Annotated in this window: 25 protein-coding genes; 24 read left to right on the forward strand and 1 reads right to left on the reverse strand. The window is 63.1% G+C overall.

Going from position 1 to position 20,569, the window contains the following annotated elements; genetic code table 11:
• Positions 1-124 precede the first annotated feature (124 nt).
• The 16 genes from HMPREF1022_RS14385 to avd all read left to right on the forward strand — a co-directional run bounded on the left by HMPREF1022_RS14385 (position 125) and on the right by avd (position 12,917).
• Positions 125-763 carry a pesticin C-terminus-like muramidase gene (locus tag HMPREF1022_RS14385; RefSeq protein ID WP_009303705.1) on the forward strand — a complete coding sequence of 213 codons (639 nt, stop codon included), beginning with the start codon at positions 125-127 and terminating at the stop codon, positions 761-763.
• Complete coding sequence (locus HMPREF1022_RS14390; RefSeq protein WP_009303706.1) at positions 763-1,059, forward strand: hypothetical protein; 297 nt, start codon at positions 763-765, stop codon at positions 1,057-1,059. The genes HMPREF1022_RS14385 and HMPREF1022_RS14390 overlap by 1 nt, the downstream gene beginning before the upstream one ends.
• 7 nt (positions 1,060-1,066) lie before the next feature.
• Complete coding sequence (locus HMPREF1022_RS14395; protein WP_232221616.1) at positions 1,067-1,306, forward strand: hypothetical protein; 240 nt, start codon at positions 1,067-1,069, stop codon at positions 1,304-1,306.
• A gap of 8 nt (positions 1,307-1,314) precedes the next feature.
• Positions 1,315-3,468, forward strand: coding sequence for a hypothetical protein (locus HMPREF1022_RS14400; protein ID WP_009303708.1), 2,154 nt, complete (start codon positions 1,315-1,317; stop codon positions 3,466-3,468).
• Complete coding sequence (locus tag HMPREF1022_RS14405; RefSeq protein WP_009303709.1) at positions 3,465-3,692, forward strand: hypothetical protein; 228 nt, start codon at positions 3,465-3,467, stop codon at positions 3,690-3,692. The genes HMPREF1022_RS14400 and HMPREF1022_RS14405 overlap by 4 nt, the downstream gene beginning before the upstream one ends.
• A 10-nt stretch (positions 3,693-3,702) precedes the next feature.
• Entirely contained in the window at positions 3,703-4,611 is a 909-nt protein-coding gene (locus tag HMPREF1022_RS14410) for a hypothetical protein (RefSeq protein WP_009303710.1), read from the forward strand.
• Positions 4,612-4,636: 25 nt separating this feature from the next.
• A complete protein-coding gene (locus HMPREF1022_RS14415; RefSeq protein ID WP_009303711.1) occupies positions 4,637-5,665 on the forward strand; it encodes a N4-gp56 family major capsid protein in 1,029 nt (342 codons plus the stop codon).
• 12 nt (positions 5,666-5,677) lie between these two features.
• Positions 5,678-6,223 (forward strand): hypothetical protein, encoded by a 546-nt coding sequence (locus tag HMPREF1022_RS14420; RefSeq protein ID WP_009303712.1) that lies wholly within the window; start codon positions 5,678-5,680, stop codon positions 6,221-6,223.
• Positions 6,224-6,225: 2 nt separating this feature from the next.
• Positions 6,226-6,939 carry a phage adaptor protein gene (locus HMPREF1022_RS14425; protein ID WP_009303713.1) on the forward strand — a complete coding sequence of 238 codons (714 nt, stop codon included), beginning with the start codon at positions 6,226-6,228 and terminating at the stop codon, positions 6,937-6,939.
• Positions 6,936-7,520, forward strand: a complete 585-nt coding sequence (locus tag HMPREF1022_RS14430; RefSeq protein WP_009303714.1) for a hypothetical protein — start codon at positions 6,936-6,938, stop codon at positions 7,518-7,520. The genes HMPREF1022_RS14425 and HMPREF1022_RS14430 overlap by 4 nt, the downstream gene beginning before the upstream one ends.
• 9 nt (positions 7,521-7,529) lie before the next feature.
• On the forward strand, positions 7,530-9,236 hold the full coding sequence (locus HMPREF1022_RS16755) for a hypothetical protein (protein WP_009303715.1): 1,707 nt from the start codon (positions 7,530-7,532) through the stop codon (positions 9,234-9,236).
• A 138-nt stretch (positions 9,237-9,374) separates the two neighbouring features.
• Entirely contained in the window at positions 9,375-11,276 is a 1,902-nt protein-coding gene (locus tag HMPREF1022_RS18320) for a collagen-like protein (RefSeq protein WP_009303716.1), read from the forward strand.
• 143 nt (positions 11,277-11,419) lie between these two features.
• Complete coding sequence (locus HMPREF1022_RS14445; protein ID WP_009303717.1) at positions 11,420-11,698, forward strand: hypothetical protein; 279 nt, start codon at positions 11,420-11,422, stop codon at positions 11,696-11,698.
• The gene (locus HMPREF1022_RS14450) at positions 11,691-12,107 is read left to right on the forward strand and encodes a hypothetical protein (RefSeq protein ID WP_009303718.1); all 417 of its coding nucleotides are present in this window, start codon (positions 11,691-11,693) and stop codon (positions 12,105-12,107) included. The genes HMPREF1022_RS14445 and HMPREF1022_RS14450 overlap by 8 nt, the downstream gene beginning before the upstream one ends.
• Positions 12,104-12,448 (forward strand): hypothetical protein, encoded by a 345-nt coding sequence (locus HMPREF1022_RS16760; protein WP_009303719.1) that lies wholly within the window; start codon positions 12,104-12,106, stop codon positions 12,446-12,448. Before HMPREF1022_RS14450 ends, HMPREF1022_RS16760 begins: the two co-directional genes overlap by 4 nt.
• A 61-nt stretch (positions 12,449-12,509) precedes the next feature.
• Entirely contained in the window at positions 12,510-12,917 is a 408-nt protein-coding gene (gene avd, locus HMPREF1022_RS14460; RefSeq protein WP_009303720.1) for a diversity-generating retroelement protein Avd, read from the forward strand.
• Positions 12,918-13,094: 177 nt separating this feature from the next.
• Here avd and HMPREF1022_RS18695 read toward each other — a convergent pair whose 3' ends face one another.
• Positions 13,095-13,358, reverse strand: a complete 264-nt coding sequence (locus tag HMPREF1022_RS18695) for a hypothetical protein (RefSeq protein WP_198005399.1) — start codon at positions 13,356-13,358, stop codon at positions 13,095-13,097.
• Positions 13,359-13,424: 66 nt separating this feature from the next.
• Here HMPREF1022_RS18695 and HMPREF1022_RS14465 point away from each other — a divergent pair, with 66 nt between their 5' ends.
• Genes HMPREF1022_RS14465 through HMPREF1022_RS14500 form a run of 8 tightly spaced genes read left to right on the forward strand, consistent with a single transcriptional unit; the run spans position 13,425 to position 20,558 of the window.
• Positions 13,425-14,246, forward strand: coding sequence for a reverse transcriptase/maturase family protein (locus tag HMPREF1022_RS14465; protein ID WP_198005400.1), 822 nt, complete (start codon positions 13,425-13,427; stop codon positions 14,244-14,246).
• Between the two features lie 8 nt (positions 14,247-14,254).
• Entirely contained in the window at positions 14,255-14,641 is a 387-nt protein-coding gene (locus tag HMPREF1022_RS14470) for a hypothetical protein (RefSeq protein WP_009303723.1), read from the forward strand.
• Positions 14,641-16,434 (forward strand): hypothetical protein, encoded by a 1,794-nt coding sequence (locus tag HMPREF1022_RS14475; RefSeq protein WP_009303724.1) that lies wholly within the window; start codon positions 14,641-14,643, stop codon positions 16,432-16,434. Before HMPREF1022_RS14470 ends, HMPREF1022_RS14475 begins: the two co-directional genes overlap by 1 nt.
• The gene (locus HMPREF1022_RS14480) at positions 16,424-17,047 is read left to right on the forward strand and encodes a hypothetical protein (protein WP_009303725.1); all 624 of its coding nucleotides are present in this window, start codon (positions 16,424-16,426) and stop codon (positions 17,045-17,047) included. The genes HMPREF1022_RS14475 and HMPREF1022_RS14480 overlap by 11 nt, the downstream gene beginning before the upstream one ends.
• The gene (locus HMPREF1022_RS16765; protein ID WP_009303726.1) at positions 17,044-17,607 is read left to right on the forward strand and encodes a hypothetical protein; all 564 of its coding nucleotides are present in this window, start codon (positions 17,044-17,046) and stop codon (positions 17,605-17,607) included. Before HMPREF1022_RS14480 ends, HMPREF1022_RS16765 begins: the two co-directional genes overlap by 4 nt.
• Positions 17,595-18,260: a hypothetical protein gene (locus HMPREF1022_RS14490; protein WP_009303727.1), complete on the forward strand. Its 666-nt coding sequence runs from the start codon at positions 17,595-17,597 to the stop codon at positions 18,258-18,260. The genes HMPREF1022_RS16765 and HMPREF1022_RS14490 overlap by 13 nt, the downstream gene beginning before the upstream one ends.
• A gap of 10 nt (positions 18,261-18,270) precedes the next feature.
• Complete coding sequence (locus HMPREF1022_RS14495) at positions 18,271-19,023, forward strand: hypothetical protein (protein ID WP_009303728.1); 753 nt, start codon at positions 18,271-18,273, stop codon at positions 19,021-19,023.
• A gap of 8 nt (positions 19,024-19,031) precedes the next feature.
• Complete coding sequence (locus tag HMPREF1022_RS14500; protein ID WP_009303729.1) at positions 19,032-20,558, forward strand: hypothetical protein; 1,527 nt, start codon at positions 19,032-19,034, stop codon at positions 20,556-20,558.
• Positions 20,559-20,569 lie beyond the last annotated feature (11 nt).

Consider the following 20,569-nt stretch of genomic DNA (forward strand, 5'->3'; position numbering starts at 1 on the left):
TCAAGTCCTGAAAACCCTGTCAACCCCCTCCCGCGATACGCCCTTGATATGCCCTCGATACGCCCGCGTGTGCCCTAGCCGAAATCCCCATGCTACGTTCCCGGCAAAACGGGAGTGTAGCGTTATGCCCGCAAATTTGACCAGGATTCAAAATTTTCTCCGCCGTCCCGGAATCGAAGGGCCGCAGCGCCTGCAAGGGTATATCCCGAGCCACATCCTCGATGGCAATAATGCCGGGCGCAATCTGAATTGCACCGGGCATGACGCCTACGGCACGCATGACCCCATCGGCGTTTCCGGTGTGACCATCGCCACCGGAGTTGACCTGGGGCAGACCGACGCCGCAACGCTCCGCAAAATTGGCGTTGATGCTGCTGTTATCAGCCTGTTTTCTCCCTTTCTGGGCAAAAAGGACAAGGACGCCGTGAAAGTCTTTCACCGCGTCGGCGGTCTTGCCATCTCCCAAGCTGAGGCGGACATGCTGGACGATTGCATACACCGCCACCACTACCAGCTTATCAGCGCCCGCTATGCCCGCGACGCCGGGGCTGGGGCCTTTGCTTCTCTGCCCTGGCAGGCACAGGCCGCCATCTTTTCCGTGTTGTACCAGCGTGGCACGGGCTACGCCTCCAAAATGCCCAAGACGTGGGGTCATCTGGTCCGCAGGGACTGGCAGGCCGCCGCCGAAGAGTTGTGTACCGGGTTTACGCAATATTCCGAGCGGCGTGCTGTCGAAGGCCGGTTGCTCAAGGAGATTGCCTGATGTTCGACCTGCTCAAGTCCTTGTTCGGCATCGGCGGCAAGGCGTTGGACAAGATTTTTCCCGACCGGGCCAAGCTCCAGGAAAAGAACCTGGAAATCAACGCGGAAACGGAGCGGACCAGCGGCGGGCGCATGACCCCGCGCAAGCTCATGATGTACCTGCTATGTGTCCTGGTTGCATGGGAGGCCGTCGCCCGGCCCATACTCATCACCTACTGGCCCGACCTGACCCTGCCGCCCAGCATGGGCAAGGAAATATGGCTGGCCGTTTCCGCGCTGTTCGGCATGGGGTTTTAGCGTGACCGTGGACCGCGAACTTTCCGAGCATGACTTGAACACGGCCGCGAGTATCGCGCGCCTGGAAGCCAAAGTTGACGCCCTCATCATTCGTTTTGACGAGGCCATCACCACTCAGGTCAAGGATCACGGCAAACGTCTCGGCGTTTTGGAGAGGCGCGCGGTCTGGCAGGCGGGATGGATAGCCGGAGCCGGTATTGTCGGATCGGCAATGCCCGCGATTATTTTCAAATTTTTGGGCCTGTGAGAGATGCCATGTCCTACCTTTCCCCCAGCCTTGAAGAGCAGACGGAACAGGAAGCGCGCGCCGGACGGCCGCCTCTGGACACCGGCGCTCTGGCCGTACAGCTCCGCGCCGAGTACGACGAGGCCGAGCGCGCCCGGGGCATGGTCAATCTACGCTGGCTGGAGGACTTGCGGCAGTACCGCGGCATGTACGCGCCGGAGGTGCTCGCACGGCTCAAAAAAACCAAGCGGGCCAAGGTCTACTACCGGATGACCACGGCCAAAATCAACACCATGACCGCGCGCCTTATGGACCTGCTGTTTCCGCAGCGCGTGAAGAATTGGGCGATTGAGCCCACGCCGGACCCCATGTTGCCCGACGATGTTGTCATGCAGGAGATGCAGGACGAAATCAGCGCGGCCGCAGAGCAAATCATGGGGCAGACCATGCAGGGATTGCAGGCACAGAACACGGTTCCGGATATGTGGGCCGCCCAAAACCTCATGGCCGAGGCGTTTCAACAGGCATTTCAACAGGTGGATACCACATCAGCCAGGGTAAGGATTGCTAAGGACAGGGCCACGGCCATGGAGCGGGTGATTGATGACCAGCTCCGCGAATGCAACGCCAACGGCCAGCGGCGGCCTTCGTTGCAGCAGAACTGCCGGTCTGTGGTGAAAAGCGCCTGCCTGTACGGCATGGGCGTGCTCAAGGGGCCGCTCGTGGAGCGCGTGGAAACAAAACGCTTTGCGCCGACCAAGGACGAAAACGGCAACACGGTCTGGAGCGAACAGGTGTTTTCCACGGACCTGCGGCCGTATCACGAGGCCGTCTCTGTCTGGGATATTTTTCCCGATCCCGGCGCTCGTCTGCCCGCAGAACTCCGTTACGTCTGGCAAGTGCACATGATGACGGACAAGGATTTGCTGGAGCTGGCCAACTTTCCAGGATTCAACGGCCAGAACGTCAAGAAGTACATCCAGGAGAACCCGGACGGCGACGCGCAGTTGAGCGCATGGGAAAGCCAGATTCGTGACCTGAATGAAGACAATCTGGGTGGCGGCGCCCTGCTGAAAAACCGTTACCGCGTGTATGAGCGTTGGGGTTTCCTATCTGGCCATGAACTGGCCGCCGCAGGAGCGGACATCAGCGAGGAACAGCAGAGCAATGTCTACTCTTCCAATGTCTGGCTTCTGGGCGACAACATCATCAAGGCGATGGTCAACCCTCTGGAAGGCGTGGACATTCCGTATTTTTTTTATCCGTACCAACAGGACGACACATCTTTCTGGCCCGAGGGCATCGCCTACCAACTGAGGGCTCCGCAGGCTGGCATCAATGCGTCCGTGCGCGCCATGCAGGACAACGCCGGGGCCTCGTCCGGCCCCGTCTACGGCATCAACATGGCCTACCTGGCTCCCGATGAAGACCCGCTTGAGATGCAGGCCAACAGATTTTTCTTGTTCAACAAGTCTGGGGTGAACCTTTCGCAGGCGTTCCAGGCCGTGACGGTGCCCTCGGCCATCGAACACAATCTGGCGCTCGCCAATTTCTGGCAGCAAGGCGCGGACGAAGTGAGCACACCGCGTTTCAACCAGGGTGACGGCAACATTGCCGGAGCCGGAAAAACCGCGTCAGGACTGTCCATGCTCATGGGGGCGGCCAACATTTTGCTCAAGGACCACATCAAGGACTTTGACGACTGCATTGTCGCGCCGTTCATCCGCGCCATGTTCCGATGGAATATGCAGTGGAATCCCCGCGAAGACATCAAGGGAGACTTCGAGGTGGTGGCCTCCGGCAGCCAGAGCATGATTGCCAAAGAGGTCCGCGCCCAGCAGGTTCCAGCTCTCATCAGCTACATGGGCATCCAAGACTTTGCGCCATACATCCGCGCGGCAAAATTGTTGGAAGTGGCTCTCGAACAGACCGACCTGCCAGCGGAGCGCATTCTGCGCAACGAGGAAGAGGCCAAGCAGTACGTAGAGCAGCAGATGCGGGCACAGGCCAAGGCCCAGGCGCAAGCCCAGACCGAAGCCTTGATGGAACAGTTACAGCGCCAGGGCATGACGTCGGAGCAGATACAGCAACAGGTGTTGCTCTTGCTGGCCCAGCTCGCGCAGGCGGCCAGTGGGGGACAGGCGGGAATCCCGGCCGCACAGCCGGAAGGAGTAGCGGTATGAAGACGGATATTCGCGTCCGTAGAGCGGACGCGGCGTGCGCGCTGCAAAAAGCGCACGGTCAAGGGCTGTACACGGACCTGACAGACTTGTTGGAAGCAGAGATAGCCGAGGCCCAGGAAGAACTGGAATCGGCGAGCGGCAACATTGCTATCTGGCGGGCGCAAGGCCGGGCCGCTGGAGCCCGGAACCTGCTTGCCGCCATAACCCCGCGCAACGCGGGATAGGGGGTTTCACATGAGTCAGTTGCAGGATGAGACAGCGGCCCAGGCCCGGCCCGAAACGCAGACCGAGGAACAGGCCGAAACCCAGTTCGACGAAGGATTCGGGCTGGGCGGGGAAGACGAAGGACGGGATACGGGCCCTGCGAAACAGCAGGAACAGCCCGCAGGTGAAAACCTGCGGCCGGAGGAACGGCCGCAGGCTGATACGGCGGAGACGCCTCCCGCCACGCCGCAGGTGGACCCGGCTCCCTCCGGGACGGAGTTTCGCGGTTACGAGCCGGAAACCACTCCTCAGTCCGCGCCTCAACCGACTCCGGCCCCCGCTCCGGTAAAGACGGTGGATGTGCCGGAAGAAATCACGGGCGAGCTGGAAACGCTGAAAACGCTGAACCCCGACGCGGCGGCTCTGGCCCTGGAAGACTCGCCGGAAGGCGCCAGCGTCCGGGCACGGCTCGAACAGTATGGCGCGGAGCTGGCGCAGGACAGGGCGGAGCAGGTTTTGTACCAGCGCCAGCAGGCCCAGGCCCGGCGCGAAGCCGAAACGGCCCGGTTTGAGCAGGCGCGGGAGGCGCACAATGCGGCGTTCAAGGCCATGTTTGCGCGGGACCATCCCGATTACGCCGCCATGCTTGCCGACCCCGGTCGCAAGGCCGAGGCCGCCAAGTATCAGCAGGATGTTTTCGACTGGATAGCCGCCAAGCCGTATGCGGAGGCCGCCCAGCTTATGGAGGTAGCCCGGAACGGGCGCGACCCCGCCCAGGTGTCCGCGCTGCTCACCAGATTTGAGCGCGAGCGGGGAGGCGGGCGCAAACAGCCCGACCCCACCGGCGCGCTTGCTGTTCCCGGACGAGGCGCGCCTGTCGCGCCGACCGGCGTCGGAGACAAGGACGATTTCGATGCCGGGTGGAACGCCAATCAATAACCCGTCCAAAATGAGGTTTTAACCCATGCCCATGACGACCACTGGCGACATCTCGCCCAGAACGGCGGGATATTTTTCAAAGGAACTGCTCAAGCGCGCTCAGCCCTTGCTGATTGTCTCGCGGCTCGGCCAAGCCAAGCCCCTGCCCAAAAACGCGGGTAAGGTGATGAAGTTTCGTGGGTATCTGCATCTTCCCAATCAGCCTAAGCCGCTGACCGAAGGCGTGACCCCCGCCGCTTCCAAGCCCACATTCCGCGATCTTGAGGTGAGCATCGCTCAATACGGCGATTACGTCGAACTGACGGACGTTCTGGCCGACACCCACGAAGACCCGCTCATCCCCGAATTTTCCGACATTCTGGGTGAGCAGTCCGGCATCATGCTGGAGCGGGTGACCATTGGCGTCTTGCAGGCCGGGACCAACGTCCATTTCAGCGGCGAAACCGGCGGCGTCATCGCCACCAGCCGCGCGGGTGTGAACCAGCCGCTGACCCTGGCTTTGCAACGCCGCGTTATGCGGGGGCTCAAGCGCCAGCTTGCCATGCCTCTTACCAGCGTGGTGAACGCCTCGCCGAATTTCGGCACGTCTCCCATCGCGCCCTCGTATCTTGCCGTCTGCCATACCGACTGTGAGGCGGACATCCGGGAAATGCCCGGTTTCGTCCCTGTCGAAAAATACGGCAGCTACAAGCCAATGGACGGTGAAATCGGCAGTGTGGAAGGCGTGCGTTACTGCTGCACGACGGTACTCGACCCGTGGCTGGACGCCGGGGCCGCCCCCGCCGCCGGGAAACCTGTGGAATCCAATGAAGGCGCGTGCGCGGATGTGTATCCGGTGCTCTTTTTCGGGAAAAACGCCTTCGGCAACATTCCTCTTGCGCGCAGCAAAAATGGCGCCTCGCCCATTACCCCCATGGTTCTGAATCCCGGCCAGCCGCGCGGCGGTGACCCGCTGGGGCAGCGTGGGACCATCGGCTGGAAGGCATACCACGCCGCCATCATTTTGTACGATTTCTACATGGCGCGCGCCGAAGTGGCCGTGTCCAAGGTCTAGAGGAGATAACCCATGGCTGATCCCAAGCAAGCGGCGCAGACCGCCAACACGGCCAGCGCGGACGCGCTGAAGGCTGAACTGGAACGGCTCAAAGCCGAAAACGCGGCCGCCAAAGAGGAAGCCGAGGCGGCCAGAACCCTGGTCCGTAAAGCCGAAGCCGAGGCCCGTGCCGCCAAAGAGGAAGCCGAGGCGGCCGAAGCGAAACTTAAGGAGCAGTCGGACGCCCTTGATGCGGAAGTCTCGCGGCAGGAGGAGGCCATCCGGCGCCAGCTCCGTTCACAGCGCAAAGTGCGGATCGTCATCGCCAGCGGCAAAGACCCGCAGGACCGCTGCCCTGTCACCGTGGGCGTGAACGGTCGCGAGTATCTCATTGTGCGCGACAAGCCCGTGGATGTGCCGCAGGGCGTTCTTGACGTGCTCGACCTGGCCGTGGAGCAGGTGCCGGAAGAAGTGGATGAAGGAGGCCAAATCAGAATCGTCTTTCAACCGGCACAACGCTTTTCCTACCGCGTGCTCGGCCATATCGACCCGGCGACGGGCGAACTTGCGCAAGGATAACGATGCGCGCCGCCGAAGTGTTGCGACTGGTGTCCGGGGCCTTGCAGGACTTGGAGCCGGGGCTTGAAAGCCGTTGGCCGTGGGAGGGTGGAGACGACGGGCGCATCGGTCTGCTGGACTTCCTCAATGCCGCCCTGCGGGCCGTCTCCATGCAGCGTCCCGACATTACGGCGGTCACTGAACCCATCCGCCTTGAACCGGGGATGCGGCAATGTCTGCCACGGCGCAGGCCGCACGAGGCCAGCAGGGACGCGACCATGTTGATTGAACTGGTGCGGAATCTGGGGCGGGACGGTGAAACGCCCGGCCCGGCCATCGTGTCGGCATCTCCGGATGTACTGCTGGCCTGGGCCGACCCGGGCCGGGTGGGCGAGATGGTGGAAAACTACGCCTATGACCGCCTGACCAACAAGGCTGTCTACTACGTCTACCCCGGCGTGCCGGAGAACGTGGATGTCTGGGTGGAGGCGACGTACAGCGCGCCACCCACCGTCATTGTCAGTCCGGACCAGGATATGGGCGTACCCGACGACTATGCGCAGGCGCTGGTGCATCACATGCTGGCGTCCGTCCTGTCCGGCGACAACGAGAGCAGCAACGCCGGGAAGGCCGCGTATCACATGCAGATGTACGGCTCGCTGCTCGGCATCAAAACGCAGGTGGACGGCGCGTGGCCCAAGGCCAAAAGCTCCGCAGTTCCCGGAGGCGGCGCATGACGTTCGATACGCGCATGGAGCGCATGGATGGGCTTTTGCCCCGTATCCTGCCGCAGGTGCTGCCCTGCCCCCGTAGCATGGCCTTTGACGCCGTGCAGATGGTGGCGGGCGATTTCTGCAAGGAGACGGGGGCCTGGAGCATGGTACTGGCGGAAAGCGTCTTGGCTGGTGAATGCCGGATTGCCGTGGCCACGCCCCGCGATACCGTGCTGGTTGATGTGTTGGACCTGTATCTCGACGGACGGCGCCTCGACCGCGCGGACTATGTTCCGTCGCCCTATGACATTGTGTTGCGTTTTACGCCGCAGAGCGACGCCGTGGCCACCATTGAGGCGACGGCGCGCCCGGCCAGAACGGCCGCCACGCTTCCGGCGGAAATCATGGAAGCGTGGGGAGATGTCATCGTCCACGGGGCGCTGGCCCGGCTCAAGAGCATGAGCGGCGCCCGGATAGAGTGGACGGACGCCCAGGGCGCGGCCATGCACAACGGCCTTTACAATGAGGGATGCGCCGCCGCCCGGACGCGGATGTTCCGCCGTCGGCATGGTGGCGGAACCCTGTATGCCAATTCGGGGGATTGAGAGGATAGCATGGATATACCCTTGGTCAATGTCACGGCGCGGATAAGCGACCAGCAGGGCCGCCCCGTTCACCGGGCGCAGATTGTGATGCGCCTGACCACCGTGGAACGGTATTGCGGCCTGATTGTGCCGCGTGAAGCGCGCGCCGAAACGGACCCCCAGGGCCTCGCCGTGCTCAAGGTGTGGCCCAACGAGCTGGGTACGGAATCCAGCGAGTACATGGTGACGGTGACCTTCCCCGAAGCCTGCCAGGTTAGCGGCGGGAAACACCCGAGCCACCTGCCGCCCCTGCACAGTCTGCGCTACCACGCCACTGTGCCCAATGCCGACTGCAACTTGCACGATATTGCCGAGTTGCCGCCTTACGAGCAGCGGGGATCGGGACAGGTCATCACGTCCGAGGTGGCCGCCTACGCGGCGGAGGCCGGGAGGCACGCGGCGGCGGCCGAGAGCACCAAAGAGGCTGTCGCGGCCATGGAAACCGGTCTGAACGGCATAGCGGACCAAGCCGACGCAGCCAAGGGAGCGGCCCAAGAAGCCGCCCGGCAGGCCCAGGGACACGAGCGGCGCGCGCAGGAGATGGTGGACGGCGTTGCCGACACCATCAGCACCTTCGAGCTCACAGTTGTGGATCGGACGGAGCGGACGGCGGCCAGGCTGATGGCGGACGCCACCACCTGTATCACGCAATACAAGGCCGACGCCCTGCAGGCCGTTGAACTCCGTTCCGGGGATGTCCTGAACGAGATTTCCAAGGCCGCGTCCGACGCCCGGACCAATGCGGTGAATACCGTAGCCGAGGCGCGGGAACATGCTGTTGAGGAAATCGACGACGCGCGAAGCAGCGGCCTCGCCGCCTTGCGCGAGGAAGCGGCGCTTTTTGGAGAGGACTTTGAAAACCTGACCGAACGGGCTCTGACGGCCGCGAAGCGGGCGGGCTGCTCGTCGGCCTCCGCCCAGGACTCCGCCACCAGGGCGTGCGGGTGCGCCACGCGCGCGGAACAGGCATCACAGGGCATGGAGCGGTATCGGGATGACGCCTTGGCCGCCGCCCAGCGCGCTGAAAGCGCGGGGGATTGCGCCAGGGCCGACGCCCAGCGGGCAGAGTCTGCGGCTGATTCCGTGGGCAAAAATGCCACCATCGCCAAAGACTCGGCAGAAGCGGCCGGGAAGTATTCGGCAGCGGCCGGGGCCAGCGCTAAGGGCGCCGATGAAAGCGCCAAGATGGCGCTGGATGCCAAACAAGCCGTGGCGGAGCACAGGACGCATGTGGACGAGGTGACGGCCGACCTTGACGCAGCCATTACCGGAGCCGCCGCCGGTATCGTGACCGACCGGATTGTATCCGACGCGGTGGACGCCGCCACGGCCGAGGCCACAACTGCGGCCGGGCGAGCGGAACAGTCCTCCACGGCGGCGGGTGTTTCCGCCGCCGCAGCGCAGGCGGAAGCCGAACGCGCCACAACCGCAGCGAGCCAGGCCGATGGCGCGGCCCTGCGGGCGGCCGAATTTGCCGGGAAGCTGGAACATGAGTTCAACGCGGAAACGAGCGTGGCGCGCATGGCCACGGAACTCGTGACCCTCTCCGACAGATTCACCAAATCCGTCTTGGCCGGGCTGCAAAACGAGCTGACCACGGCGCAGACGCAAGGGCAATTCGCACAACTTTCCGACCGCGTGACCTGCATAGAAATGCGGGCTGCGGGAGGGAACTGACCGGACAGACGGTGCCGCCGGAACTTCCCCCGGTTCCGGCGGCACGCGCCGCGCCGCTCGCCGGGTGGGTCCGGCCAGTCGGGCGGGGCTTTTGGCTCCGCCCGGAAACCACAACAAATACGCACAGGAGCGCATCCCATGAGCGATACCACTACGACTCCCACCGAGACTCCCAGCGGGAGTACCCCCGATGCTGGCGCGAACACGGCCGATGTGCTGAACGAAGTCAGCAAAACCTTGACCGCCTTGCAGGATGCCCAGCAGACGTTGATTGAGGGCAGAGAGAAGGTTATCGCCCATCTTTCCGACCCCGACGCCCACGGAGCGGAAACGAGGGCCAACATCACCAAGGCCGTGCCCAAGCCATTGTGGAACGGCACGAGTCTGGTCTTTGCCAGCACGGACGGTTCGATTGCCACCGAGCCCGTAAACCTGAAGGGCGAACGGGGCGCGCCCGGCGAGAAAGGCGACCCCGGCGAGAAAGGCGAGCCCGGTATTCCCGGCGCGGCCGGTCCCATGCCGGACCACCAGTGGGACGGCACCTCCCTCAAAGTTCAGAAGCCTGACGGCTCCTGGCCGGAGGCAGGTGTCGACTTGAAGGGCGCCAAGGGCGACAAGGGCGACCCTGGACAGGACGGGGCTCCCGGAGCACCCGGCCCGGCGGGCGGTCCCCAGGGCGAGAAAGGCGATCCCGGTCCCGCTCCCGAACACCAGTGGGACGGGACGGCCTTGAAATTCCAGAACGCGGACGGTTCCTGGCCGGAACGCGGCGTGGACCTCAAAGGCGAAAAAGGGGACAAGGGCGACCCCGGGGAACCGGGAACGCCCGGGCGTGACGGTGTGGACGGTGTGACGCAGGAAGCCGTGAACACGGCCGTTGCCGGGCATGAAGCAAAAGCCAACGCACATGGCATCGACAAGCCTGAAAGTCCGTTCCGGGCTGCGGTTGTGTCCATCGCCCAGGCCGAAGGCCAGAAAGCGGCATCCGACGCCGTGGCGGACATTATTGTCGGCAGCACCGATCCCGTGTTCGGCATTGCCCGGCTCAAGACCGGCGGCGGCGCCGGGCTGTGGTTCCACTGCGACAAGGACGGGGAACCGCTCAGTCTCAAGACCTCCTATTTCGACCGTCACCCGGTATACGGCGGCATTGAGCGCGTGTTGGTGGACGGGCAGGTCATGAACCGCGTGCCCAAGTTCTACGTCAAGCACGACACGCCCGCCTCAGGCAGCCTTGCGGGCAGCAAGATCACCTACATCTCGCCCACGCGCCTGGACGGCTATCATGTGCATCCGGCCTTCATGAACAACGGGCAGGAAATCCCCTATTACCTGCTCGGCTGCTACAAGGCCAGCTTGGACAGCACCAACACCAAATGCCAGTCCGTACACGGCGTGTACCCGGCGGTGAGCAAGGACTTTTCCACGTTCAAGGGCCTGTGCGCCGCGCGCAACGTGGACGGTGTGAGCGGCTTCATGATGCAGGACATCTACCAGACGGACGCCGTGAAATTGCTCATGCTGGCCGAGTTCGCCACACCGGACATGCAGGCCATGCTGGGCATGGGGCATGTGGCCGGGAGCGGCGCCGTCACGGTGGACAGCGCGGCCAACCATACGCCCTGGCGCGGTTTTCACGGCCTTTACGGCAATGTCTGGGAGATGGTGGACGGGGTACGGGCCGATACCAACCGGCGCCTTGAAATTTACCGCAATGACGGCACGCGCGCCTATGTTTCCACCAACCTCGCCATGACCATTTACAACAGCAGTCAGGGCTACACGGGCTGGATTACGGAAATGTTCAGCGATGTGGCGGACGGCTACGACATGGGCGATGTCTTCATCCCGAAAAGCGGCGACCCCACGGAAACCAACGGCACCTATGCCGACAATCACTACGGGGCCAGCCCGAACGGCGTTTGTTACTCCGGCGGCTATTGGGGCGACGGCTCCACTGCGGGCGTGTTCCTCGTCGACTTCGGCAGTACGGCGTCGAACCTGAGCGCGAACATCGGTTGCCGCCTCGCAAAGGTGTAGCCTGGGTACTGAACCCTGGCTCCTGTTCGGGCCGCCGGTAGGCGGCCCCCGCCGCGCAGCGGCGACGGAGCGGCCAGCGAAGCTGGCCCGCGACTTTCCATCCTGCCGCCGCAGGCGGCTCTTTTCAAAAAGGATTTTTCATCATGAAAATCATTTTTTCCCACAACGGCGCGAGTTTTGAGACGGATTACCCCGGCACCGGGGCCGGACACGCCAAGCTGTACCGGGTGCCCGTCGAATACAGCGAGGACGGCTACTACATCGGCGTCTGGCAGGACACGGAAATCGAGCCGGAGCCAGGCTGCGCGGTGGGCGAGGCCCGGCTGCTCTGCCACGCCCGGCTTGAAAACAACGGCGCGGACGGGGGCGGTTTACTCCTGAAGACCCTGGAAACCTACGATGGAGCGGAATGCCATGCCTAAGACCGAGAACGGCGTACACAGCAAGACCATGCTGGCCGGGCTTGCCAATGCCAAAGCCCTCAAACTGGCGGAAATCAATGACAAGTGTGAAGCGGCCCTACAAGGGTTGACGGCGACGTATCCGGATACGGAACGCCTGACCTTCGACCAGCAGAAGCAGGAAGCCGAGGCCCGTCAGGCCGACGCTACGGCGGCCTGCCCTTTGCTGACGCCGCTGGCCGAGGCGCGTGGCATTGCCCTGGACGATCTGTGCGGGCGCGTACTGGCCAAAGCCACCGCCTTTTCGGCGGCCTCCGGCGCGCTCATCGGACAGCGGCAGCGCATGGAGGACGCCCTGGACGCCTGCACGAGTGTTGAGGGGGCGCAGGCGCTGTCCGTCAGCTACAGCTTGCCCGGTGGTGCGGCATGAAATGGGACCGGCGTCTTGCTCAGCGTTGGGCGGCGTTCCGGCACAACGGCAAACAGTTTCTGATTGCCGTTGACCAGAGCTTGAATGCGCTCATCGGCTTCACCCTGGCAATTCTGAGTCTGCTGTACCTGCTGCCGCGCCCGGCTGGGTTCTGGTGGGCGGACGAGAGCATCAGTGCTCATTGCTGGCGTTGGGAACTGGCAGGCATCCGGCGCTGGCCGCGACTACTGGTGGATGCGCTGGCCCGCTGCTGGGGCGATACCGGCCATTGCCGCGCCAGCTACGAGAGCGAACGTGCGGGGCGTCAACTTCCCCCGGAAGAGCGTTGCTGTTCATCGTAACATCTTTGTTTTGCGGCCCGTAAGACCGCAACTGCCCCCATGCGGGGTTACAGGGAGAGCCATGGCCTTTGAAAGTTTGGCGATGTTGGAAAAGCTGGAAGAGGTAAGCGCCTATTCGCGAATCGCGCTGCGGCAGTTCCCGAAGTACGAAAAGTTTCTTCTGGCTGCGGAAATCAGGGCCGCGCTTACGGAAATCAAGCGGCTGCTGATACGGGCGGCCAAACGGTACTACAAGAAAACCACACTTGAAGACCTGGACATCGAAATAGAACTGCTGCGTTCCCTGGTGCGTGAAGCCGTAAAACTGCAATACATCGACATGAAGCGGTATGAGGTGTGGTCCGCGAAGATAGGGGAAATCGGAAAAATGCTCGGTGCATGGTTGAAGAACGTGCGGGCCGCTCAAGGGAGCGCCGAAACATCCGAGTCATCCGCGCGCGCCAATCCCCAGCCGAAAGGCAGGAGATAAGCAATATAGGGTAACAGCCTGTACTCCGGCGGCAATTGGGGCAACGGCTCCACTGCGGGCGTGTTCCTCGTCAACTTCAACAATACGGCGTCGAACCTGAACGCGAACATCGGTTGCCGCCTCGCAAACAGGGCCTCAGCCAGAAGGCGGTATGCCCACGGGCATCCATCCAGTGCTTTATTTGGGGCTGTTATCCCTCTCGGCCAACAGCGCCGGGAAAACAACAAAACGGGGACCGGCGGCCGGTAGGCGACGAACGCGGCCGGTCCCGCCCACAACACGGGAGGCGATATGGCCAAGACGCTGAAGAATATATGGCAGCGGATCACCAGCTTTGAAAACCTTGTGGCGGCATGGGAAGAGGCGAAGCGCGGAAAGAGGTATCACATGCCAGTCCTGAAATTCGGCGGCAGCGTCGAGGAAAACCTCTTCGGGATTCAAGGGGAACTCCTGCATAGGACATGGAAGCCCGGACCCTGGCGCGAATTTTTTGTCAACGAGCCGAAGATGCGGCTTATTCAGGCCCCGCCTTTTGCGGACAGGGTAGTTCATCACGCGCTGGTCCGGGTGATCAATCCCGCGTTTGAAGAGCGGTTCATCCACGACAGCTATGCCTGCCGCAAAGGCCGGGGGACTCTGGCCGCCGGGAAGCGGCTGACACATTTTTTGCGCTGTGCGGCCATGAGCGCGACTGGAAAACGGCGGAGCGTCTATGTCCTGAAAGCCGACATCAGCAAATATTTTCCAAACATCAACCACGACATTCTCATGTCCGTTCTGGCCCGCACCGTGGGCGACGAGGGCGCGCTGTGGCTCATGGAACGGATTGTGCGCGAGAACGGTTTTGAGGACTGCGGCCTGCCCATCGGCGCCCTGACCTCTCAACTGTTCGCCAACGCCTATCTGGACGTGCTCGACCACTACATCAAGGACGAGTTGGGCGTGCGCTGGTATGTCCGATACATGGATGATTTTGTCATCGTGAGCACCGACAAGCGGCAGTTGCAGGAGTTGCGGACCAAGATCGAGGTTGTGTTGTGGGAACGGCTGCGGCTGCGGCTGAACCCGAAGACGGCGATTTTTCCGGCCTCGCACGGAACGGACTTTGCCGGATACCGGCACTGGACCACGTTCCGCCTGCCCCGGAAGCGGAACATCCGGCGCGCCCGGCGTAAGTTTCGCCTGCTGCGGCGGCTCTATGCCGAGGGCAAGGTTGACGTTCCTTTTGTCCGGGCGCGCGTCATGTCCTTCCTGGGCTACACGCGGCACTGCAAGGCGCGCAGGACGGTTGATAGCGCGCTTTCCGAATTGGTTTTGAAAAAAGAGTGAGGCTCCTTATGCGCTTCTATGGCCTGCATTTTGTGGGCAGCGACAAAATACCGGTTCAGGTGCGTGTCAATACGAAAAAAACGGAAATATGGGCGCGCTCCGCCCCGAACGGAGAGTGGACGCCCTGGCGTCGGCTGGACGTGACCCGCAACGCCGATGGGACGCTGGCCGAGGAAGTGGCCGAAGCCACCCACGCCAAGCGGGCCGATACGGCGCTCCGGCTCACCTATCCCATGAAGCTGTCCCTTACGGGCGATGTGAGCGGGGAAGTGAGTTTTGACGGCTCAGAGAACGTGACCTGCGTCGTGAGTATCCCCGGTCTGGGAGACATCCGAAACCGACTCGACAAACTGGAAAAGCCCACCACGGACCCTTACGACAGGGAGAATTATTGATGGCCTCCATCACCATTCCCACCTTCGGCGGCGAAGTGCCGCGCACCGCGCCCCGTCTGCTGGAAGCCACGCAGGCGAGCATGGCCGTCAACTGCCAGTTGCAGCGCGGCAGTCTGGAACCTTTGGCCGGGCCGAAGAAGGTTGCAGATCTGGAGCGGGCCTCGCAAACGATTTTCAAGCACGCCACGGACGGCTGGCTTTCCTGGCCCGGCGCGGTGGACGTGGTGAAATCTTCCGTTACGGACATCGCGGGCGAGACGCCTCTGGGGCATCTGTTCATTACCGGCGACCGGCCTTACCCCACGCAGTATCTGGCCGGGGGCGGCATCCACCGCCTGGGCGTGCCCCGGCCAGACGCGGCGCCGCTTGTGGCCGTGGCCAAGGGGGCGGTGGAAAAAACCGTGGCCTGTTACGCATGGGGCGCGGACTCGGACGCGCAGATACCGCCCCGCTACGGCTACGAGGATACTCTTGCCGCCATCCAGGAAGACAATGTGAGCGTGGCGGCGTTTGCCGAATCCGCCTCGGAAGAGCCGGAAACCTCGCCCACGGACAGCGGCGTCAGCCGGTCCTCGGCCTACTGCTATACGCTGGTCCAGTCGCTTGCCGATGGGATATTCAAACAGGAGTCGGCCCCCTCTCCCGCGTCGGACGTGGTGGACGTGCTGGACGGTGACGGCGTGACCCTGAGCGGTTTTGATATTCCGGACCTGGAAGGGCTGACGGTCACCCATATCCGCCTGTATCGCACGGCGTCCGGCACCAAAAGCAGCGAGTTTCACTTCCTAGCCGAGCTGGAAGTTCCGGTTGAAGAATACGTGGACACGGTCCACGACGCCGACCTTTCCTCGGACGTGCTGCAAACGGCCGCCTGGGATTGTATTCCCGACGACGCGGCCGGGCTGATCCATACCGACAACGGGCTTTATGCCTGCTTCCGGGGCAATGAATTGCTGGTGAGTGAGCCGTTCATCGCCTACGCCTTTCCCACGGCCTACCGGCTGACAACCGAGGATTCCATAGTGGCCCTGGGCTATGTGGACGGCACCATCATCGTGCTGACCACGGGGCGGCCCTACCTCGCCGCGGGTTCGGAGCCGGAAAGTCTGCAAATCACCCACCTGCCCATCGAGCAGGCGTGCGTTTCCGCCCGCTCCGTGGGCAGCCTGCCGGGCGGTGTGATCTATGCCTCGCCCGACGGGCTCATGCTGTTCACGTCCGGCAATCAGACCCTGCTCACCGGCCAGACCTTCACGCGGGAGCAATGGCAGGCTCTGCAACCCGACACCCTCATGGGCACGGTACATGACGGCCGCTACATGGCGTTCTTCGCCGGCAGCAATCAGGGGCTGCTGTTCAGCCTCGGCGCGAAAGACGTGGTGCGCGTGCAACTGCCGGAAGAATGGGCGGTGCGGAGCGTCTACCATCATTCCGAGGACGATTGCGTATACCTCTCCATCGACACGCCCGAGGGGAGCGCCGTCTACCAGTGGGAGGCGGGCGGGCCCCTGCCGTATCAATGGCGTTCCAAGCCGTTTTTTACCTCCGCACTTACCTGCCCGGCGGCCGTGCGCGTGGAAGGTGATCAGACCTGTAAAAACGCCGTAAGCGTCTCGCTGTACGGCCCGGACGGACAGTGGCCGCGAGCGCGGTTGCGTCTGACGGACAGCCGGGCAAAACGCCTGCCCACGGGCAAGGCGGAAAAGCTGTGGAGCCTGGAGTTGCGCGGCACGGCCACAGTGTATGAGGCGCGCCTGGGCGGCAGCGTCGAGGGGGTTGAATATGGGCAATGAACGGGGACTCCCCTCAATCCCCAGGGGATTAGGGCGCGAACTCACCACCTACCTGCAGTCCCTGCACGGTATTTTGCTCGGTCTGTCCGGCCTGTCGCGCGGTTCGGATCGGGCGCTGCGCGTTTCGGACGGTTCCGTCCGCACCGGCACGGTCACGGCCAGCATCGGACAGGCGGCGGTCCTGAACCGGCATTTGGCGGATAAGGCCGTCACTTCCTCCAAGCTGGCGGACGGGTGTGTCACGGCTGGCAAGCTGGCGCCGAGCGCGGTGACGGACAAGTCCATTCAGGCGGGAGCCGTCACCGAAGCGGCGCTCGCGACCGGAGCCGTTACCGTCACCAAACTGGCGGCCGGGGTGCTACCCGTATTGGTTTCCGGAACAGCCAGGGACGGGGAAACCGTCTCCCTGCCCGGCGTTTGGGCCGCCGCCCCTCTCGTCGCAATGACGGCCTTTTTACCTCCGATTCAGGAAGAGGAACAGGCGGAGAGCCCGGCTCGCGTCGGCGTGGCCGACCTCCGTGAAGTTGCGGAGGAAGGGGGCGAAGGAACGGGACAATGGGAATTTGACGCGGCCGGAGACTTTGAGTGGGCAGCGATAGGATATGCGCGATGAAACACGCCATCCTCTACCTCGACGCGCAACAGCCCGGCACACCGGGCCTGCTCGAACATGTTTTCGACAAAATGACCACCGAGGGCCTGCTGTCGCGCGTTTTCTATGACGGGACCGTTGGGACCAGAGAAGAATTTCTCGCTGACGTGCTGCGGCCCGGCTCCCTGCCCTTTGTGATTATGGCCGGAGAAGAAGTGGCCTGCTTTACCTGGCTGAACAGCATCGAGGGCCGGGCCGCGCGCGGGCATTTCACCTTTTTCCGCAAATTTTGGGGGCGCAGGAACAGCGTGCCCATAGGGCGCCGCTACTTCCGGTACGCGCTTTCCATGCGGGACGCCGACGGCTACCTGTTTGATTGCATTGTCGGGATTACTCCGCAGAGCAATCCTCTCTCGTGGAAATTCGCGCTCGAATGTGGGTGCGGCATGGTGGGCACGATTCCCGCCTTTCTCTACATGGCGGACACAAGGACATCGGTGGCCGCCGTGGCGGTGGCGGCGACACGGGAAGGCATGGGTGTGAAGGACGGAGAAGTCATGGAGGCCGTATGGGACGCATGATTTATACCCGCGTTGTAATCGATATGGGAACGGGTGCGGTGCTCGAGCAGGAAGGCTTTGAGTGGACCGGGCCGGTTGCCGAGTGCAAGGGCGGCGGAGGAGGCAGCACGGTCAACAGCGTGGACTACGCCTATAATGCCCGCATGGCGACGCTCTCGGAAGAGCAACAGGCATGGGCGCGCGAATACTTCGGCATGTGGCAGCAATACTACAAGCCTTATGAAATTGCGCAGGCCCAGGCCAATCTAGAACTGCTGCCTCTGGAAACCAATTTGTACAAGAACCAGTTGACGGCGGCCACACAACTGTTGCCGCAGCAGACCGAGGCCGCCCAAAAGTTTTTGACCGCCTCGACGCAGGGCGTGGACGTGAATGAGCGCATGGCCTTGGCCACGGCGGATACGGCTAACACCTGGAAGGACGTGAACGCGACCACTGCGCGGGCTGCCGCCCGCATGGGCGTCAACCCCAACTCCGGCCGCTTCCAGGGAATTCAGGCCACTCTCGACACGCAGAAGGCCGCGCAGCTTGCGGGAGCGCGCACGCAGGCCCGCGTGGGAGCCGAGCAGGAAAATTATGACCGGCTGACCAAGGCGGCCGGATTCAACGCGACAGGCGGCATTTTGCAGGGCCTGGGCTTCATGAACGGATAGGAGGAGCACCATGCCTTTATACAGGACACAGAGCCCATACACCGCCGCAGTTTCGGCCATGGGCAACGCCGCCGGGACCGCGGCGAGCATGACCAAAAAGACCGAAACGAAATATCACGAACCTGAAAAAACGCTGGGCGGTGGGCTTGCCTCCGGCATAGGCGGCGCATGGGCCGGAATGCAGGCTGCTGAATACATGGAACCCGGAACTTCGAAGGCTCTTTATCACGCCTTGGGCGATATGTTTTCCGCCCCTACCAATGCGGCGGCCACCGGGGCCGCCCAGGCCATGACTACCGGCGCGGAGGCCGCAAAAGCCGGGATCGCACAAGGCATCGGCGGCAGCATGGGGGCGGAAGGAGTTGGAGCCGCGACGGCGGCCGCAACTCCGGCGGCCACGGCCTTGCAGTCGGCTCCTCTTGTGGCTGGGGCGGCGCAAAACATGGCTACGGGCGGAGCCGCCGCTACCGGGGCCGCCATGTCGGGCACCTCGGCGGCTGGTATGGCGGGAACTGCGGCCGGAGCAGCGGGGATGGCCGGTGCTGGCGCGGCGGGTACCGCAGCGGGAACCACGGCCGCCGCCACTGGCGCGGCAACCACGGCGGCGACAACCGGAGCCGTGACTGCTGGCGCGGCCTCAGCCGGAGGTGCAGCCGCCGGGACCACTACGGGAGCCACGGCGGGCTCCGCCGCCGGTCCTGTCGGAGCGGGTGTGGGCGCGCTGGTCGGCCTGGCCGCCGGGCTTTTGTCCTATTATCTCTGAGGTGTTCCATGACGCGAGGATATTATAACGGCGGCGGCAATGATGGCGTTGAAATCGCCATGAACCTGATTAACGGCGTAAACAGCATGGGCACGGCCATGCAGAACGCCCAGCGCGCCGAGGCCGGGCGGCTGGAACTCGAAGATGAAAAAGGAGTGCGCGCGGCCTATGAACATTTCGCGCAAGCAGCGGGTCAGAATGGCAATATCGCCGCTTTGGACAATGACCCTGTTCTCAATTCCCGCCACGGCGTCATGGCCATGGGCCGTTACATGGCTGACAGGGCCAATACCCAGCAATCCCGCGCTGCCATGCTGAAAAGCATGGAACAGGCGGATGACGCGCTTTATCAGAACCATTTTCGGCCGCTGGCATTTGCCGCCCAGGAAGCGTTCAAAAAGGGCGACATGCGGACATTCGGACAACTCGCGGGCCAGCTCTCGGAAATTTCACCCTTTCCCTACAAATATCAGATGGGGCAGGACGGCAATTTCACGGAACTGTTCAGGTCCACGGGGGACGGCGGTTTTGTCGATACCGGCCAGCGCATGACTCCGCAGCAGGTTATGGAAGCCATCACCGGCATCATGTCCGGGGAACAGAATATTCTTTCCGGCATGGATATGCATGCCAGAGCGGTGAACCCGAATTTTCTCGCGGCGGCGGCCCGGTACAAGATGGGCACCATCATGGGCAACGCCCAGGCCATGGCCGACCCCAGGCAGTGGATTCCCATGCAGAAAGACGGACACATCGTCTATGCCATCCCCCAGAACCGGCACGATGACTACTCGGCAGCCCCATCCTACCGCGTTCTTGATGAGCGCGGCGGTCGCTCGTACATGGCGGGCAGTATGCAGGACTTACTCGACCAAGGCTACACCCGGGCCGATGTGAAGGCCAAAACGGACAAGCTGATGGGACGCGGCGGTGCGGCCAAGGTTGGCCCCGGAGCCGGGGGCGCACACATTGCCATGCTGAACGCCGGGTACGTCTGGGACAAAAACCAGAAGTGGTATTTCAAGGCCGGAGCCGATGCGGACGGGAAACCGCAGGCCGACTACAGCCAGCCCGCCGACATGAAGTTGTACCAAGCAATGGCGGGGCGCCATGGCGGCGTTGCCCAGGGCATTGGCGGGACCGGTATGACGTCTGGAGCAAGAAGGGGTGACCCGGTGGGCATTCTCGGCCAAGGGGGGCAGGCTGCTTCGCATGGAGCACAACGCCCCGCTCCGCCCAACATTCCCCGCCGGGAAGAGACCCCTTCCAAAAGCTCCAACGCCGGTCAGCTCATCATGTACTCGAAAAACGGCGCCTCGCAATGGGCCATCATTGGGGAGGACGGCAGGCCACAGGACATCACACCTGATGAGGCCAAGGCATATTCCCGCCAGCAAGCCGGGCCGGAGCCAACCCCCCGCAGACGGGCCGCCCGGGTGACCATTCATGACGTGTGGGAGGAACTCTCGCCGGAAGAACGGGAAGGATGGCAGAAAACTGGCAAGCTGCCCGGCCGCTACAATCAGGTCCGCTAAGAGGGTATATC

Source organism: Desulfovibrio sp. 6_1_46AFAA, assembly GCF_000224635.1.
Taxonomy (GTDB): Bacteria; Desulfobacterota; Desulfovibrionia; order Desulfovibrionales; family Desulfovibrionaceae; genus Desulfovibrio; species Desulfovibrio fairfieldensis.

Coding starts and splice junctions, on each gene's coding strand:
- HMPREF1022_RS14385 (WP_009303705.1), top strand. CDS start 125: ATGCCCGCAAATTTGACCAGGATTCAAAATTTTCTCCGCCGTCCCGGA.
- HMPREF1022_RS14390 (WP_009303706.1), top strand. CDS start 763: ATGTTCGACCTGCTCAAGTCCTTGTTCGGCATCGGCGGCAAGGCGTTG.
- HMPREF1022_RS14400 (WP_009303708.1), top strand. CDS start 1,315: ATGTCCTACCTTTCCCCCAGCCTTGAAGAGCAGACGGAACAGGAAGCG.
- HMPREF1022_RS14405 (WP_009303709.1), top strand. CDS start 3,465: ATGAAGACGGATATTCGCGTCCGTAGAGCGGACGCGGCGTGCGCGCTG.
- HMPREF1022_RS14410 (WP_009303710.1), top strand. CDS start 3,703: ATGAGTCAGTTGCAGGATGAGACAGCGGCCCAGGCCCGGCCCGAAACG.
- HMPREF1022_RS14415 (WP_009303711.1), top strand. CDS start 4,637: ATGCCCATGACGACCACTGGCGACATCTCGCCCAGAACGGCGGGATAT.
- HMPREF1022_RS14420 (WP_009303712.1), top strand. CDS start 5,678: ATGGCTGATCCCAAGCAAGCGGCGCAGACCGCCAACACGGCCAGCGCG.
- HMPREF1022_RS14425 (WP_009303713.1), top strand. CDS start 6,226: ATGCGCGCCGCCGAAGTGTTGCGACTGGTGTCCGGGGCCTTGCAGGAC.
- HMPREF1022_RS14430 (WP_009303714.1), top strand. CDS start 6,936: ATGACGTTCGATACGCGCATGGAGCGCATGGATGGGCTTTTGCCCCGT.
- HMPREF1022_RS16755 (WP_009303715.1), top strand. CDS start 7,530: ATGGATATACCCTTGGTCAATGTCACGGCGCGGATAAGCGACCAGCAG.
- HMPREF1022_RS18320 (WP_009303716.1), top strand. CDS start 9,375: ATGAGCGATACCACTACGACTCCCACCGAGACTCCCAGCGGGAGTACC.
- HMPREF1022_RS14445 (WP_009303717.1), top strand. CDS start 11,420: ATGAAAATCATTTTTTCCCACAACGGCGCGAGTTTTGAGACGGATTAC.
- HMPREF1022_RS14450 (WP_009303718.1), top strand. CDS start 11,691: ATGCCTAAGACCGAGAACGGCGTACACAGCAAGACCATGCTGGCCGGG.
- HMPREF1022_RS16760 (WP_009303719.1), top strand. CDS start 12,104: ATGAAATGGGACCGGCGTCTTGCTCAGCGTTGGGCGGCGTTCCGGCAC.
- avd (WP_009303720.1), top strand. CDS start 12,510: ATGGCCTTTGAAAGTTTGGCGATGTTGGAAAAGCTGGAAGAGGTAAGC.
- HMPREF1022_RS14465 (WP_198005400.1), top strand. CDS start 13,425: ATGCGGCTTATTCAGGCCCCGCCTTTTGCGGACAGGGTAGTTCATCAC.
- HMPREF1022_RS14470 (WP_009303723.1), top strand. CDS start 14,255: ATGCGCTTCTATGGCCTGCATTTTGTGGGCAGCGACAAAATACCGGTT.
- HMPREF1022_RS14475 (WP_009303724.1), top strand. CDS start 14,641: ATGGCCTCCATCACCATTCCCACCTTCGGCGGCGAAGTGCCGCGCACC.
- HMPREF1022_RS14480 (WP_009303725.1), top strand. CDS start 16,424: ATGGGCAATGAACGGGGACTCCCCTCAATCCCCAGGGGATTAGGGCGC.
- HMPREF1022_RS16765 (WP_009303726.1), top strand. CDS start 17,044: ATGAAACACGCCATCCTCTACCTCGACGCGCAACAGCCCGGCACACCG.
- HMPREF1022_RS14490 (WP_009303727.1), top strand. CDS start 17,595: ATGGGACGCATGATTTATACCCGCGTTGTAATCGATATGGGAACGGGT.
- HMPREF1022_RS14495 (WP_009303728.1), top strand. CDS start 18,271: ATGCCTTTATACAGGACACAGAGCCCATACACCGCCGCAGTTTCGGCC.
- HMPREF1022_RS14500 (WP_009303729.1), top strand. CDS start 19,032: ATGACGCGAGGATATTATAACGGCGGCGGCAATGATGGCGTTGAAATC.